At 58.2% G+C, this 15,326-nt stretch carries 11 protein-coding genes; 4 read left to right on the forward strand and 7 right to left on the reverse strand.

The features are described 5' to 3' along the window. Positions 1-49: 49 nt before the first annotated feature. The 4 genes from ABCN01_RS01745 to ABCN01_RS09515 form a co-directional block, all read right to left on the reverse strand. A complete protein-coding gene (locus ABCN01_RS01745) occupies positions 50-3,304 on the reverse strand; it encodes an ABC transporter ATP-binding protein/permease (RefSeq protein WP_342995677.1) in 3,255 nt (1,084 codons plus the stop codon). 252 nt (positions 3,305-3,556) lie between these two features. Beyond that, positions 3,557-4,528, reverse strand: coding sequence for a TlpA family protein disulfide reductase (locus ABCN01_RS01750; RefSeq protein WP_342995678.1), 972 nt, complete (start codon positions 4,526-4,528; stop codon positions 3,557-3,559). A 29-nt stretch (positions 4,529-4,557) separates the two neighbouring features. Next, positions 4,558-5,460 carry a 4Fe-4S binding protein gene (locus tag ABCN01_RS01755; protein WP_342995679.1) on the reverse strand — a complete coding sequence of 301 codons (903 nt, stop codon included), beginning with the start codon at positions 5,458-5,460 and terminating at the stop codon, positions 4,558-4,560. Beyond that, positions 5,453-5,542, reverse strand: coding sequence for a CD1871A family CXXC motif-containing protein (locus ABCN01_RS09515; protein ID WP_022094046.1), 90 nt, complete (start codon positions 5,540-5,542; stop codon positions 5,453-5,455). Before ABCN01_RS09515 ends, ABCN01_RS01755 begins: the two co-directional genes overlap by 8 nt. 129 nt (positions 5,543-5,671) lie before the next feature. Between ABCN01_RS09515 and ABCN01_RS01765 the strand changes: the two genes are divergently transcribed. The 4 genes from ABCN01_RS01765 (at position 5,672) to ABCN01_RS01780 (ending at position 13,107) form a co-directional block, all read left to right on the forward strand. Next, the gene (locus ABCN01_RS01765; protein ID WP_425458543.1) at positions 5,672-6,364 is read left to right on the forward strand and encodes a response regulator transcription factor; all 693 of its coding nucleotides are present in this window, start codon (positions 5,672-5,674) and stop codon (positions 6,362-6,364) included. Beyond that, a complete protein-coding gene (locus ABCN01_RS01770) occupies positions 6,361-7,512 on the forward strand; it encodes a HAMP domain-containing sensor histidine kinase (RefSeq protein WP_342995681.1) in 1,152 nt (383 codons plus the stop codon). Before ABCN01_RS01765 ends, ABCN01_RS01770 begins: the two co-directional genes overlap by 4 nt. Positions 7,513-7,580: 68 nt before the next feature. Continuing rightward, the gene (locus ABCN01_RS01775; RefSeq protein WP_343014161.1) at positions 7,581-8,663 is read left to right on the forward strand and encodes a hypothetical protein; all 1,083 of its coding nucleotides are present in this window, start codon (positions 7,581-7,583) and stop codon (positions 8,661-8,663) included. 76 nt (positions 8,664-8,739) lie between these two features. Continuing rightward, positions 8,740-13,107: a hypothetical protein gene (locus ABCN01_RS01780; protein WP_343014163.1), complete on the forward strand. Its 4,368-nt coding sequence runs from the start codon at positions 8,740-8,742 to the stop codon at positions 13,105-13,107. Between the two features lie 90 nt (positions 13,108-13,197). On the opposite strand, the gene ABCN01_RS01785 is transcribed toward ABCN01_RS01780, so the two are convergent. From ABCN01_RS01785 to ABCN01_RS01795, 3 genes are all read right to left on the reverse strand, one after another. Further along, positions 13,198-13,782, reverse strand: a complete 585-nt coding sequence (locus tag ABCN01_RS01785) for a hypothetical protein (protein ID WP_342995685.1) — start codon at positions 13,780-13,782, stop codon at positions 13,198-13,200. A 9-nt stretch (positions 13,783-13,791) separates the two neighbouring features. Continuing rightward, complete coding sequence (locus ABCN01_RS01790) at positions 13,792-14,022, reverse strand: helix-turn-helix transcriptional regulator (RefSeq protein WP_342995686.1); 231 nt, start codon at positions 14,020-14,022, stop codon at positions 13,792-13,794. A gap of 238 nt (positions 14,023-14,260) precedes the next feature. Further along, on the reverse strand, positions 14,261-15,277 hold the full coding sequence (locus ABCN01_RS01795) for a hypothetical protein (protein ID WP_342995687.1): 1,017 nt from the start codon (positions 15,275-15,277) through the stop codon (positions 14,261-14,263). Between the last annotated feature and the right edge of the window lie 49 nt (positions 15,278-15,326).

Genomic DNA, 15,326 nt, shown 5'->3' on the forward strand with positions numbered 1-15,326 from the left:
TCTTCTCTCATATCAACGGACGTGACAAAGGAACTGTCCCTTTGTCGCATTATTCAGAGCGCAGGGCTTCTACGGGGTCTTTTTTGGATGCACTGCGGGCCGGTAGCAGACCGGCGACGACCGTTAGCAGCACCGAAATCGCGATGAGCACCAGCGCATCCTGCACGGGCAGGCTCATCAGGTTGGGGACCTGTTTGGCCGCAAGCGCCCATGCATTGACCGGGAAGCTCACGAGCACCACGACGACAACGGCAAAGACACCGGCGATGAGGCCCTCGATAAAGGTCTCGGCGTTGAACACGTTTGCCACGTTGCGCTTCGACGCACCGATCGCACGTAGGATGCCGATCTCCTTCTTGCGCTCCAGTACGCTGATGTACGTGATGATGCCGATCATGATGGAGCTCACCACCAGGCTGATGCTCACGAACGCGATGAGCACCAAGCTGATGGTGTTCACGATGTCGGTCACCGAACCCATGATGATACCCATATAGTCGGTGTACGAGATTGCCTGTTCATCGTGGCCGGCAGCTTTGACCTGCTTGTTGTACGCATCGATGTGATCGAGCACGCGCTCCTTGGCCTCAAAGTCGCGCGGGAAAATCTTAACCGAAATGGGGTCTGCCTCATCCGCATAGCCCAGCGTGGTCAGATTGTTATCGTAGGTGAGCTTCGACGCCTTGGCGTAGCTCATCATGAGCGAACTCAGGTCCTCGGCGTCCATGTTGAAGTGGATGGCACGCGCAAAGGCGCTCGCATCCACGTGCATGGCGCTCGCCAGGTTGGCAAAACTCGAAGACATCTGCGTCGCCATCTGGTCCATGAGCCCTGCCGCGCCTGCCTTGAGCTGAGCTGACACCGTCGCCGCAATCTGATCGCTGATCGACTTCATCACCTGATCCATAGCCTGCTGCAGATACGGAGACAGCTGCTTTTGCACATAGTCGGTCATCGCCTGTTGCAGGCGTTCGGCCAGGGCATCGCCGCCGAGCACTTTGAGCTGGGCCAGGATTTGCTGAGCTGCCGTATCGCTCTCAAGATACGTCGAGAACGCGGCGGCAAGCTTTGACGCGTCCTTAAGATCATCGGGTGTCAGCGCCTTAAACTGATCAGACCGCAAAAAGCCCTCAAACAGCTGGTTGGCTAGTGTTCCCACCTGCTTCATTTGCTCGGGCGCAAGTTCCAGACCGTCAAAGATGCCCGAAAAATCTGGGGTTGGCGCTTTGGCCATGATGTCGCTGAAGTCGATGTCCTTCCCAACGCCCGAAAGGTCAATGTCCAGCCCGGACAAGTCGATACCAGAAAGGTCCATGCCGCCGGTAGCGCCCGAGAGCGCAGACGTATCGAACGAGAACGCATCCTTGAGCGCCGCCTCGTCCACACTGAACATGCTGCCCAGATCCACTCCTTGTTTGGCCTCGCCTTGCAGTTCGTCGAAGGTTTTGCCCGTAAAGACATCCGTCTCGGGATGAGCAAGTTGCTCCTGCACAATCTGCGAATTTGCGGCGCGTTCCATAAGCTGACGAGTCAGTGCATGCGTATAGGCAATGCCCGGGGTCAATGCGCTCGCGTTGGCCGTCTCGTTAGGTCGCACCACGCCCACAATGCGCGCGTCAATACCGGCGGCAACCTTGGCCGTCATAAAGTCGGCATCGTCAGACATGTCAGTCCACATGCCGGTCTCTTCGTTTTTGCGATACGCATCGGCCGGCGACAACACCTTAAACGTGGTAGACAGCGCATCGTCGTAGGTAAAGTCGGTGCCGGTCTCGGGCGTTTCGACCCCACCGTCAGCCGTCATAGCGCTGTTTACCAGATCGTTGAGCTCATCGATATCCAGCGCGCCGATGCTGTAGAGCGTGTAATCGCCCACCGTGCCACGACTCGAAAGCACCATCACGGCTTCGTTAGCAGACATAGGCCAATGCCCCGCCACGACATCGTACTGGCTGTCGAGCAGGCTCTGGTCGTCGATCATCTCGTTAAAGACCGAGGTTCCCATGGATTCCATGCTCACCGTTGCCGCCGAGCTCGCGCCTCCGCTCATGGCCTCGGTCATGGCGTTGGGAACAAGCCGAACGGGCTTCTTGTCGCCCTTACCCGCACGATAGACAACCGGCGATACACCGTAGCCGTACTGAATGGCGTTGACCTCTTTATCGATGCCGTCGCCACCGGCATCGAGCCATGCCTTAAAGCTCGTCATGTCGTTGGACTTAACGCTCGCAAACATATCCTTTACGGCCGTGACCACAGGAATCTTATCGGTTCCCTGAGCCTTGCCGCCGACACTGTCGTCAGACGAATCCACGCTTTCAGACGAGCCATCATCCGCAGCCCCCTGTCCGCCCATCATGGACGACAGGTCATAGTCCTGCTTGGAGATCGTAAGCGGGTAACTCGAGAGCGTGTCCTCCTCGACCTTTTTGATGTAATTGTTCACGCCATTGGACAGCGCCAGAATCGCCGCGATACCGATAATGCCAATCGAACCCGCAAAGGCAGTCATGGCCGTGCGGCCCTTCTTGGTCATGAGGTTTCGGGCAGAAAGCCCCAGCGCCGTCACAAAGCTCATCGAGGTTTTGCGCGTAGGCTTTGCCTCGCGACGCGCGGCCTTGGCAGCATCAAAGGGGTCGGAATCGTCGGTGATCTTGCCGTCCGCCAGATTGACGATACGCGTGGCGTACTGATACGCCAGCTCGGGATTGTGCGTGACCATGATAACCAAGCGGTCGCGCGCAACGTCTTTGAGCAAATCCATAACCTGTACGGATGTCGTTGAATCCAAAGCGCCGGTCGGCTCGTCGGCCAGCACAATCTCGGGATCATTGATCAGAGCACGGGCGATGGCCACGCGCTGCATCTGCCCGCCCGAAAGCTGGCTCGGGCGCTTGTTAACGTGCTCGCCCAGGCCGACTTTCTCCAACGCCTCGCGCGCACGTTGGCGGCGCTCGGCATGCCCCACGCCCGTGAGCGTGAGCGCCAACTCCACGTTTTCCAAAATGGTCTGATGCGGAATGAGGTTATAGCTTTGGAACACAAAGCCGATGCGGTTGTTGCGATAGGCATCCCAATCGCGATCGTGAAAGTCCTTGGTCGAGATGCCGTCGATGAGCAGGTCGCCGGAATCGAAATGATCAAGTCCACCGATAACGTTGAGCATCGTGGTTTTACCCGAGCCCGAGGGGCCCAGAATGGCCACGAACTCGTTATCCCGAAAAGACAGGCTTACGCTGTCGAGCGCCACCTGGGTAAACGACTGCGTAACGTACCTTTTGCAAATTCCTTTGAGCTCCAACATGGACGGCAACCTCTCCTGCGCAGGCACCCTGCCCGCTCTCCCCCGCCGTTCGTATTCGACGCGTTTGTCCTACTCTATCCCCATTTTTTGCCGGCGCCAGTGAGGAATGTAGGGAACCGCGCCAAAAAACGAACGGGACGGCGCCCAAAAAAGAGGCCCCAAGTGGGGCCTCTATATGGTGGAGATTATCTTGAAAGGCAGCGGACTACTCCGCACAGCGACACACGATCCTCGCGATGCTTTACGTGTTTTTTACTGCTCGCTATTCGCAATCGCCTGGTCGATAAGTTTGTTGAGCGCTGCGCGCTGCTCGGCGGAGCTGATGGCTCCCACGATGGGCTCCCCTACGATGTTGCCATTCTGATCGATGACATACGTTGTCGGGAACGAGAACAAATTTGACGTAAACTTACCGGCATCGCTATCCGACTTGAACCAGATGTTCTTATACGTCACGCCCTTCTTGCTCAGCACGTCCTTGGCATCTGCAATCTCGCCCTTGTTGCCATCGAGCGTAAAGGAATTGACGCCCACGACCTGGCCGCCCTTCTCGGCAAGCTCCTGATTCAGTTTCTCAAGATCGCCCAGCTCGCCCACGCATGGCTTGCAAGTGGTGAACCAGAAGTTCATGACGGTGACTTTGTTCTTAGAGAACAGCTCGTCGCTGCTCACGTCGTTGCCATCCAGGTCTTTGCCCGTAAAGCTGGGGAACTTCGTCGTCTCGCTCGAAGCATTGGCACCAGCCGTCATGCCAGCGGTCGAAGCGTCGACGCTCTCGCCTGCACTCGGCGTGCTTCCACAGCCGGGGAACTCCTTCTCCAGGCTCTCGAGCTTGTCCTCGATCTCCTTGATCTGCTGTGCACCGGCCTTGAGCGTCTTGAGCTCATCCGCCGTGAACTCATCCTTGGCGCCGTCGATGGTCTTGAGCAGAAAATCGCCGTAATTGCTGCCATCCTCAATCATTGCCGAGTCTTTATTTGCCGCATTGAATACCTTTTCCCACAGCGCGTTATCACTCGAAAAGATCTCGTTCTCCTTCTGCATGAGCTTCGCATACAGCTCGGCGGCCTCGTCGGCATTGGCCGGCTTCTGCGCAGTGAGCTCTGCGATCTTAGGATCGGAGCTCGCAGATTCGCTCACATTGCCACCGGGCGCCGAACATGCCACAAGGCACAAGGCCAATACCGGCACCATAAACAGGGCCGCAATCTTAGAAAGCTTCATAGTCATTCCTCCGTTTTGTCGAAGCTTGTTTACTTTTTATCGGCGGTCAAGGGAAGCTTTTCCGCCGACACACCCAGGCCATAGCGATAGCTGATGGCATCGACAGGACAGGCCCCGATGCACTTTCCGCACCGGATGCATTCGGCATGATTGGGCGCGCGGACCACATCAACGTCCATCTGACAAACCTTTGAGCACTTGCCGCACGAGACGCATTTGCACGCGTCAACCTGAATCCCCAGTAGGGACACCCTATTCATGAGCGCATAGAATGCGCCGAGTGGACAAATCCATTTGCAGAAGGGGCGGTAGAACAAAACGCTCAGCACTACCACGGCAATGAGAACGGCAAGTTTCCAAGTAAAGAGATGTCCCAACGCAGATCGAATGCCGGCATTGGCAATGGCCAGCGGAATGGCGCCCTCGAGCACACCCTGCGGACAGATGTACTTACAAAAGAACGGGTCGCCCATGCCCACGTCGTTAACCACCAAGACGGGCAGCAGCACCACGGCAAACAGCAGCACGACGTACTTGATGTACGTGAGCGACTTGAGCTTTTTCGTGGAGAACTTTTTGCCGGGAATCTTATGAAGCAGCTCCTCCAGCCAGCCAAACGGGCACAGAAAGCCGCATACAAAGCGTCCCAGCAGCACGCCGAGCAAAATGAGCGTACCGGTGACGTAGTAAGAAAAGTTGAACTTGGATGAACCTACCACCGACTGGAACGACCCGATGGGGCACGCACCCGATGCCGCTGGGCACGAATAGCAATTAAGTCCAGGTACGCAGACTGTTTTTCCCGCGCCCTGATAGATGCCGCCTTTGGCAAAGTTTGGCAGGTGGATATTGGTGACGAGCGTCGCCGCCGCCTGAATGAATCCGCGAAATCGAGCCAAAACATGCGACGCAGTGTTTTCTCTTTTATCCAATTCCGATACACTCCAAGCACAGCCTAATCGCTTTGGCCAGCACGGCATCCGCCTCGCCACGCATAACGCCAAAGCACACCATGGCAATTCCGACGATCAACAAAGCGACCTGTACCACGGGTTTTACCGCTTTGAACAACCTGACCACTCCTTTCGTTACGCGACCATTGGACCATATCGACTATAAAATCCGTGTTAAGCGCGATTTGGAATGTGCAAGGAGACTGTTATGCGTATTTTGATCGTCGAAGACGAGCGAGCACTGTGCGACACGATCGCACGCAGCTTGCGAAACCTGGCATACAGCGTCGACTGCTGCCACGATGGACGGGAGGCGCTCGATCTGCTGAGCATCGAAGTCTTTGACCTCGTGGTACTCGACCTCAATCTCCCCCGTATCGACGGCATGACCGTGCTCAGGGAACTTAGGAAAACCGACTGCGAGACCAAGGTACTGATTCTGTCCGCGCGTGGCGAAGTATCCGATAAAGTCGCCGGACTCGATGCCGGCGCCAACGATTACCTCACCAAGCCGTTTCATCTGGACGAACTTGCGGCAAGGATCCGCAGCCTTACCCTCAGACGCTTCGCACAAAGCGACATAGTATTAACCTGTGGAATGCTCCGCTTTGACACCAAGGCGCGCATCGCTTCCGTGGACAGTGAGGCTCTATCTCTTACACGCAAGGAAACGGGAATCTTGGAATATCTGATGCTTAATCAGGGGCGACCGGTAAGCCAAGAGGAGCTTATCGAGCACGTTTGGGATAGCAGCGTGAACAGCTTTAGCAACGCAACCCGCGTTCATATCTCGTCGCTCCGAAAAAAGTTGCGCAGCGCTTTGGGATACGACCCGATTCGCAATCGGATTGGAGAGGGCTACGTTATGGAGGATAGCGAATGAAAAGGCTTTCGCTGCAATGGCGCATAACGATTATGACGGCACTGCTCACGTGTGCAGCATGCGTGCTGACGAACTGCCTGGTCGGCTATACGGGCATGCGCTACATGGATGCCATCGGCAGTGACATCTCGGCCTTTAACGCAACCGGCGAAGATTCGCCCCAGGCGTTCGACCCAACGAAAGCGACCCTCGATGACGAGGTCACGATCGTCGTAAACGACGCACAGGAGTCTTTTGGCACGACAGCCTGGCGCATCACGGCTGGAGTCACACTCCTTGGCGGCGTGCTGGCATACTTTGTGAGCGGCCGTGCACTCAAACCGCTACGAGCTTTTGCAGCCCAGGTTGAGCGTGTGCAGCCTGACAACCTAAGCGAAATCAGACTCAGTGAAGATGTGCCCACCGAGTTACAACGATGCAGCGCCTCTTTCAACGACATGATCGCCCGTCTTGGCGAAGGGTTCTCTGCACAGCGTCAATTTACCGGCAACGCCGCGCACGAGCTGCGAACCCCGCTCGCCCTTATGCAGGCACAGATCGAACTGTTTGTCTCCGAGCGCTCCAACTTACAACCCGAAACAGCCGAGTTGCTCGGCCTGCTACAAGAACAAACTGAGCGAATGTCGCGGATGACCAAGGTGTTGCTCGAGATGAGTGAGCTCCGCAGCGTTCCTTGCGAGGACGATGTGGAACTTGGTCCCTTGTCCGAAGAGATCCTCACCGACCTTGCGCCACTTGCCGAAAATAAGGGCATAGCCCTCAATTGTGCTGGGAACGCTTTAGTAATCGGGAGCGACACGCTCCTCTATCGGCTGGTGTTTAACCTGGTCGAAAATGCCATCCGTTACAGCCACCCCGGCTCGACTGTCAACGTCTCCATCAGCGACAGCGACAACCACGTGTTCCTGCGAGTCGAGGACCAGGGCCCGGGAATACCCAAGCAGTACCGGGAGAGCATCTTCCAACCGTTCTTTCGCCTGGATAAATCCCGCAGCAGGGCATACGGCGGCGCAGGACTCGGACTAGCGCTTGTTTGGGAGATTGCAGCGCTTCACGGTGGCACGGTAGAGGTCGAAACAAGTTCCGAGAACGGGGCTACCATGCTCGCGACCCTTCCAAAACGATCCGAAGCGTTAACCGAACAGTAAAACGAAAGGGGTCCCGAGCAACAGGAGTACAATTGCTGCTATTGTTGCCAGCTGTTGGGAGATGGAAGATGGACTGCGATGGCTACCCATGCGTTCCCATGCCGTTGATGTGCACTGCCTTTGTGCCAGGGCAGATTGACGCTGCGGTTGCAGGCATTTCCGACCCCGATTCACGCACCATCGCCACGGCAGAAGCGCTGTACTTTCGCGGACAGGCCGCCCTCGCTGCCAAAACGGCGCGCCCCTATCTTGACGCCACCGACCCCGCACTGCGCTATTCCGCATGCTTTATCTGCGGATACGCCAGTCTGTCGCTCAACCGTATCGCCGACGCCCGCCGGTGCCTTGCTGGCATCCTCGATACGCCGGCTGACGAGGAATCGCCCGCCGTCCACGCCACGCATATCCTGTTCGCCTCGGCCGCGAGCGTCCTGCTGCACCTGCCTTCCCCGTATTCCGCCGAAGAGTTTTATCCGCTTGCGGCGCATCTGCCCGAAGGCCTGCGTCTGTTCGCCAGCTACGTGATGGCGCACGCCTTGTATCTGCGCGGCGAATACGGCCGCAGCCTGGGCATGGTGGAAAATGCCCTGATCATGAAACAGGGAAGCTATCCGATCTCGGAACTGTTCCTGCACCTGGCAGCTTCCATGGCATGCATGAGCCTCAAGGACATCGACGCCGCAAAGGCACACTTCGGAGCTGCTTGGAACATTGCACGTCCCGACGGCCTTATCGAGCTCATTGGCGAGCACCACGGCCTTTTACAGGGGCTCATCGAGGCGTGCCTAAAAACGCAATACCCTGACGACTTCGCGCGCATCATCGAGATCACGTACCGCTTCAGCTACGGCTGGCGGCGCATCCACAACCCCGATTCGGGCGAGGACGTGGCCGACGATCTAACGACCACGGAATTCGCCATGGCCATGCTCGCCTGTCGTGGGTGGACCAACGCCGAAATCGCACCCATATGGGAGTATCGCCGGGCACCGTCAAAAACCGCCTATCCGGCGTATACGCAAAGCTTGGCATCGGCACACGCGCCGAGCTGGTCGCGCATATGTTGCGTTAGCGACCGGGCTGCCAAGCGCATCGAACGCGTTCCGGAACCCGGCGCTTCGCTCGATCAATTTGGACATTTTGACCCTTGAATGGCACTACCGCCACGAGGCGCCTTCTCGCAAAATTGGATTATTTCCACCGATACTTGCGGGATGGGAGCCAAAGATGCTTGATCGCCGTTCGTTACTTGTCGCCGGAGCGTCCTCGTTAGCGAGCATTATGTTGCCGCGCGTGCCGGGAAGCGCAAACGCCTTCATATTGCCGTTCGCGCCCACCGAAGCCCATGCCGACGAAAAAGACCCCTTCAGGGTGCTCGTTCTCTCGCGCACCATGTTCGGTGTGGTCGTGGTCGACGTCGCCAACAAGAATACGCCCATCACGGGTGCCCAGGTCACACTCACATCGCGCTATGCCGCAGGCAAGCAGCTCACCGCCACTACCGATGACGAAGGCACGGCCATCTTTGAGGTCGCGCCGCTTTCGGAAGGCTACGTGGACGAGGCGACGCTTCTCGACGCGTACGACTTTAACGGCGGCATCTCCATTAGCATGGCGGGCTACCGCGATGTCGAGATTCCCCTCGCGCGTGTCCAAGGCGGAACCGCCATTACCGCACCCACACGTCCGCTCTCCGATGGCGAGCCGTACTTTCGCCAGCTCACATTCGACGAATGGGACATCCAGTACGCCGACGCTACGTTCATGGCATTGCCGAAGGACGACACGGCAAACGAGCAGCCCGATACGCACGCCTTTACCGTGCAGGCACATCTGCCACAGGGTGGACAGGCAACGCTGCGCATCAACAAAGTGACGCCTGCCGCGGGCAGCTCACCCGAAACCGTCACGCAGATCGGCCAGATCAAGGCCAGCGCATCGGGCGCGGATAATCTGGCGACGTTCACGCTCGAAGACAAGTTCCTCGATGCAGCGTCGAGCCTTCTGGAAGAAGGATGCAAGCTGTGCTTTGTCCTCGACTACCAGGGCAAAACTTACACGCTCTCCTCCCCCATGGCCGTTGTCACTGCGCCGGCGGCAAAGGCGGAATCCGGATCGACCACTATCGTCCCCACCACCATGGACCAAGAGATCACTCCGTTTGATTTCCCCGCGGCGTTTCCCGGCATCGGCGGCAATAAGTTCACGTGTTGGATGCCCACATTTCCGATTCTCTTCGATTTCTCGTTTGCCGGATACGTGCTGTTTGGCGGAGGATACAAACCAGCCAGCTATATGAACGATTCGGGCAACCCTGATCCGGAATACTGGAAGAAATCGCCGCGTGAGTCGGGCGCCAAGCAGGCAAACCGCTACCTCGACGAGATGGAGGGGAAGTGGAATCAGTACAAAAGTATGAGTGCCGGTTCGGGCACCGATCCAAGAAACACCAAGCTCCTTCGCCACCATTGCACGCCGCTGTTCACGATGGATATCGCCACACAGCTGTACGGCTCGCTCGCCTACGATTGGGTGGGCAAAACCTGGGGTAACAACAACGACCCCGCATACGGCAATATTAAGGCCCTCTTCCAGGTAAGAACCGACCTCAATTGGACCGAGCAGTTTACCCTAGGACCGGTGCCGTTTTTCCTAAACGTCAACCCCTGGGTGCTGGCGAAGCTGGCGCTCGCCGTGGGTGCCCACACGCACGGCAGCGGCGCGGCGTTTTTTAAAAACATTTCGCTCGACTATTCAAACACCTCGGGTTCGTTCACCATCCAGATCGGGCTCGCCGTCACCTTTGGCGCCGGCGTTGCAGGCGTCGCTTCGTCTGCCGTGCGCGGCGCCGCATCCCTCACGCTGTTCATTGGGTACGAGAAGGCAGATGGACACCAGCTTCCGCGACTGCGCGTAGGTGCAGACGTCGATGTCGATGTGATACTCCAGTTCGTAATGTTCAAGTGGACCACCAAGGCTTGGTCGGGGTCGTGGCCCACACTCCTCGATTCGTGGAATATGTCGGTGAACAATGGCAACCAGTATGTGCTCCAGCGCTCTGAACTCGCATTGGGCGGAGATACGCCTTACACGCTGGATGCCTGCTTCGGCACGCCCGGCGACATCAAGGCGGGCGGCGTGCCTCAATTTATCGCATCGGCCACCATCGTCACCAACGCCGAGCTGCTCGCATGCGCCGAGGTTAAGGCTACTGCCGTAAACGTCGCACCTGTCGTGCGCGATTGGGATCAAGCGGTCACGCGCATTGAGCTCGAGGCGGATGCAGAAAGCGACGACACGGGACAGGTCGAGCATTTCGTCCACGCACTGATAGAGAACGACGAAAACGCCGCGCCGATGTATGCGTACACCCATATCAGGCAGGCGAAGGACGCCGTTGCGGACCCCAACGCCAATTCAGCCGGTGTATCGGAGGACGAGCGTGGCGGCATCAAGCCCTCGAGCGACAACGTGCTGTTTTCCGGCGTGCTCAGCGAAGCCCACATGAAGCTGGCGATAATCGCCGGCGTGGAGTGCTTGTTCCGTATCGCCTCGGTGCGCTACGGCGAGAACGGTCGCTCGCGCCTGGTGGTGCATACAAAAACGAACGGCACGTGGTCCGCTCCCACGCCCGTGGACTTCTCCCTTGGGTTTGGCGAGGGCGACGTGGAGCGCAACGGCATATTCGATTACGACTTCGACGTGGTGGAATATACAGACGGGAGGAGAAACCAGGACGCCTACGTGCTGCTGGTCTCGGGCGAGCGCCCCGACGGCGACAACACCCTTTTCGATGCGGCGAGCACATCCGGCATACTGTCCGTTGTGCGCCTGCGCATAAGCAACGGCGGAGTTCGCGTGATGTCGCACACGTCGTGGCGCAGCATCTCGCGCGGCCGCCTGCAAGAGGATGACTACCATTGCCTGCAGTGCCCGCGTATCACGGTGGGCAAGACGCTGGTCGACGGGCGCCTGTCGGGTGCCTACCTCCACCGCCGCGGAACCACCGCAGAAAAGGCGCTCGGCAGCGAGGCTGAGGTTGCGCTGGAGTGCTTTACCCTATGGTCGGACGTTTCGGGCGACAGCCTGACGTTCCGCCAAGTTCTCCGCTTTCCGCAAGCACCGTCGAGTATCGAGCTGGGCGAGCCCGAGAATATCAACGGCAAAATGGTGGTGCCCGTTGCGTACGAGACCGCAGACGGTTGCGGCTGCGCATCGTACGCCGTGATCGGCCAGTCCATTGCGGGCTGGGGCGTTATGTCGCCAGATGCGGCAGTACCCCACGCGGTGCCGTGGCCGCAACACACGGGCTTTTTGGCTACCGTCAACGAGCAGCTGCAGCATATTACTTGGGCACGAGGCGCATCGGCATTTGCAACGCAGCCCGTGGGCGCCGCGGGCTGTGGCCCGGCATCGTTTAGCGTAAGCAACAACGGCAGGTGCGTGCTCTATGTAGAGAACACCGATGGCAAGGTGGGGCAAACCTACGACGAAGAAGGCAACCCAGTAGCAGTGATGGGCAAGCACTTCCGCATCTTCGCCAGCACCTTGGCAGGTGATCTGTTTACGGAGCCGTTCGTGATGTGCGAGCTGGACCATCCCGTCGATCAGATAACGACATTTTTGACGTCGGGGGGCATGCTCTCCGCGCTCGCCACGCACATTGTGAGCGCGGAGAAGAGCGAGGCAGAACTACACGGCATCGAAGTGCCCTTGGTGGCGTGTGCCACTCCGACGGGCGCGGTCGCCACCTCGGGCGCGGTGGTGCCCGGAGCAGCAGGCGAATCCTTCATGGTCACGGTGCGAAACGACGGCAACACCTTGCTGACCGCCGGCACGATCGATCTGTACCGAGAGGGCTCCAGCCAGCCGTTCTCCAGCGCATCCATCGGATTCGGAACAAACGCACGTATGGCTTCGATCTACGATCCGGAGCTTGCCGAGAACGCTTCGGCCAACGATATGGCACACGTGAAGTACGCGCTCGAGACGCTGGGCGCACGTTTTGCAACGCACCCGCTGGTAGCCGACAACGGCAACGCCGTGCTGGCACCGGGTTGCACGGCACAATTCCGCATGAGCTTCGCCATTCCCGAGAGTTGGAGCGACGAAGTGGGCAAACGCGTAACGTTATATGCGAAGGCGCGTAATCTGGTGGCGCTCGATCCCGTAACGCTCGAGGAAATTCGACCGGGCGCAAACTCGGCGCTGGGTGCCATACTGCACGAGCTTCATGTGCCCGACGCGGCATGCGAACGCTCAGAAGTTCAGGTCGGCGTATGCGACAGCGCGGATACGACAGGACTTCACGACGCCCCGATGACAGCAGACGGCGATGGTGGCTCAAGTGGCGGCGGTGCTGACGAGGGCGGCGGCTCCGGCGGAAGCAGCTCCGGCAGTGGCAAGGACCACGGCAATATCAAGCGCTCCGGAAAAGCGGGCGCGCTCGCTGGCACGGGCGATGTCAATGCTCCCCTTACGGCAGCCGCAGCTGCACTCGCCGCGGCAGGCGCCGGCCTCGTCACCTACAGTGCCCGCCGCACGGCGCTCGAAAAAGACACCGCCAAGGAGGCCAATTCGGATAAGCCTCGCTAGCTCCTAGTTACTTTTGCGAGAGACGCCGACTCGGCTCATCGAACATCAAAATGGGCTGGTTCTGGATACCCAGAGCCAGCCCATTGCGCATTAGATATCGTCAGTGGAGTCGAGTTCTTCCTCAAGCTTGGCGCGACGCTTTTTCGCCGTGAAGAACGATGCGCACAGAGCGGCAAATGTGGCTATGAAAATCGTCGCACCGCAGAACACGCCCGTGGCCAGGTTCGCCAACCAAAAGACGCTTTCGAGCGGTACGATCTGCGCCTCAGCGATACAGCGCATTGCGGCAATAACAAGCGCGAACGCGGCGCCGCTAAGACCGCTGACAAGCAGGAAATACCCAACAGGAAGATGCTCGATTTGCCCAAAACGATTGGTATCGACATAGCCCTTTCGCGTTTGCAGCACCGCACAAATCAGCATCACGATAACGAGCCATGCGTACATGGCGGCCTCAAACGGCGTTGCAAAGCCGTGCGGCATTTCACTGGCGTCGCTGTGAACCCACGCAACCTGTCGAGCTATAAACTGGTAGAAAAAGATCATCAACATGCCAAACGAAAGCAGCACGAAACCAATCCTGTAGATCTTTGCGCTTTCCGCCTCCAGGCGCTCGTCCTTTGGGCCGGCATATTCACGCCACTTTTGCACGATTTTCAGATCTTCAAATTTCATAGTGGACTCCTAAAGAGCGTTAGGGTCGACGTCGATCCCGTCTTCCCAAAACAGATCGTTCAACGTAACGCATAGCGCTTTGCAGATCGCCACACATAAATTGAGCGTGGGGTTATAGCCGCCCGCCTCGATTAGGCCGATAGTCTGGCGCGTAACGCCCACGGTCTGGGCCAAGTCGGCTTGCGAAAGGCCGGCCGCCGCGCGCGCCGCCTTCATGCGGAGGTTCTTTTTGCCCGGCATGGAGTTCCTTTCGTGGTAATGGACAGATATCCGTTGCAACATGACAGAAATATATTGCATCCATCAGAAGATGTCAACTATATCTGTCATTATGGAAACCATGTTCGTCATTGCACGCACGGTACCCCGCCGTACCCGAAACCGCGCGAGGCACTGACCCTGCTCATCGAGCACCAAAAAGGGCTGGCCCCGATAACTCGGAGCCAGTCCTGAGTCGCCTGACGTAAGAATCGCGGCGTTACTTGAGCTTCAGTGCCTCCATCATGGGCACGGCGGCATCCCAGTCGATCTTCCAGCCGATCGACACACGGACGGTTTCACCCGTCGCGGGAGCCGTCGCAAACAGCGTATGGCCGTTGTCGGGACCGGTAAAGCGCAGCCACGTTATGCCGTTGTACTCGACCTGGTCGGTTGTTGTCTCCTTGCCTTCGTAGACCTGCTCTAGGCTTGTAACCTCTTCCTCCGGCGAGCGCGGGAAGATGCTGATGTTCAGGCGTCCTCCAGTCTCGTCGTGGAAGAAGTTTGCCTTTTCGCGCTCTTCGTCGGACGAATCCAGCGTGTACCCATCAGCGGCCTCGATGCTGTACGACGCGCAGTCGATGCCCGTTAAATCTGCCTTCTCGCCAGAATCGGCCACGCCGCCGGCCGCCTTGAACTCCTTGGTCTCGCAGCCCGTGGTGTCAAAGTGCATGGCCTCGTGGTTCTTAGCGGGGGCGTAAGCGTCTACGAACTCGACAGTGATGGGCCCGTAGTACGCCGTCTTGGGCGCCCAGAAATATACGTACTCAACGGTCTCGCCCGGACCGATGTCTGGCCTCTCGGAAAGGTCAATTCCCTTGTGCAGATCATCGGGGGCCTCGCTTGCAACGTAGTCGAGCACGGCCGCCTTGCCGGAAGTAAACAACGGGTCGCCTGCCTCAAGATCGCCCTGGGCAGCATGCACGTTAAAGGAACTGAACGTCCTGTTCTTTGTGTTGTTGTTGGTGATCTTGATGTGCAGGTAAAAGCCGTCCTGTAGCTTGGCATCGCCACGATAGAACGTACCGTGAGCCACCGACTCATAGGTAATGCCTGCCACCTCGACCGTCTGCGAATCATAGGCCTTGGCCTTCTTGAACTTCTCCTGCACAGGTGCGCTCCCGCCCGAGCCGCTCGGAGCACTACCGCCACAGCCGGCCACCGTACACGCCAGCACGGCCGAAAGCGTCACGGTGGGAATTCCTAACAGCAGCTTCTTCGCCATGGGCTTCATCATCCTCACCGCTCCTTTCGCTTGCAGCTCATCCGTTGCCCAAGGCCTTCGT

It is taken from the genome of Collinsella aerofaciens (genome assembly GCF_039062365.1).
Classification (GTDB): Bacteria; Actinomycetota; Coriobacteriia; order Coriobacteriales; family Coriobacteriaceae; genus Collinsella.

What these genes read in the sequence shown, in the direction of transcription:
- ABCN01_RS01780 (WP_343014163.1), top strand. Translation starts at nt 8,740, where the DNA reads ATGCTTGATCGCCGTTCGTTACTTGTCGCCGGAGCGTCCTCGTTAGCG.
- ABCN01_RS01765 (WP_425458543.1), top strand. Translation starts at nt 5,672, where the DNA reads ATGTGCAAGGAGACTGTTATGCGTATTTTGATCGTCGAAGACGAGCGA.
- ABCN01_RS01770 (WP_342995681.1), top strand. Translation starts at nt 6,361, where the DNA reads ATGAAAAGGCTTTCGCTGCAATGGCGCATAACGATTATGACGGCACTG.
- ABCN01_RS01775 (WP_343014161.1), top strand. Translation starts at nt 7,581, where the DNA reads ATGGACTGCGATGGCTACCCATGCGTTCCCATGCCGTTGATGTGCACT.
- ABCN01_RS09515 (WP_022094046.1), bottom strand. Translation starts at nt 5,542, where the DNA reads ATGGTGTGCTTTGGCGTTATGCGTGGCGAGGCGGATGCCGTGCTGGCC.
- ABCN01_RS01785 (WP_342995685.1), bottom strand. Translation starts at nt 13,782, where the DNA reads ATGAAATTTGAAGATCTGAAAATCGTGCAAAAGTGGCGTGAATATGCC.
- ABCN01_RS01795 (WP_342995687.1), bottom strand. Translation starts at nt 15,277, where the DNA reads ATGATGAAGCCCATGGCGAAGAAGCTGCTGTTAGGAATTCCCACCGTG.
- ABCN01_RS01745 (WP_342995677.1), bottom strand. Translation starts at nt 3,304, where the DNA reads ATGTTGGAGCTCAAAGGAATTTGCAAAAGGTACGTTACGCAGTCGTTT.
- ABCN01_RS01750 (WP_342995678.1), bottom strand. Translation starts at nt 4,528, where the DNA reads ATGAAGCTTTCTAAGATTGCGGCCCTGTTTATGGTGCCGGTATTGGCC.
- ABCN01_RS01790 (WP_342995686.1), bottom strand. Translation starts at nt 14,022, where the DNA reads ATGCCGGGCAAAAAGAACCTCCGCATGAAGGCGGCGCGCGCGGCGGCC.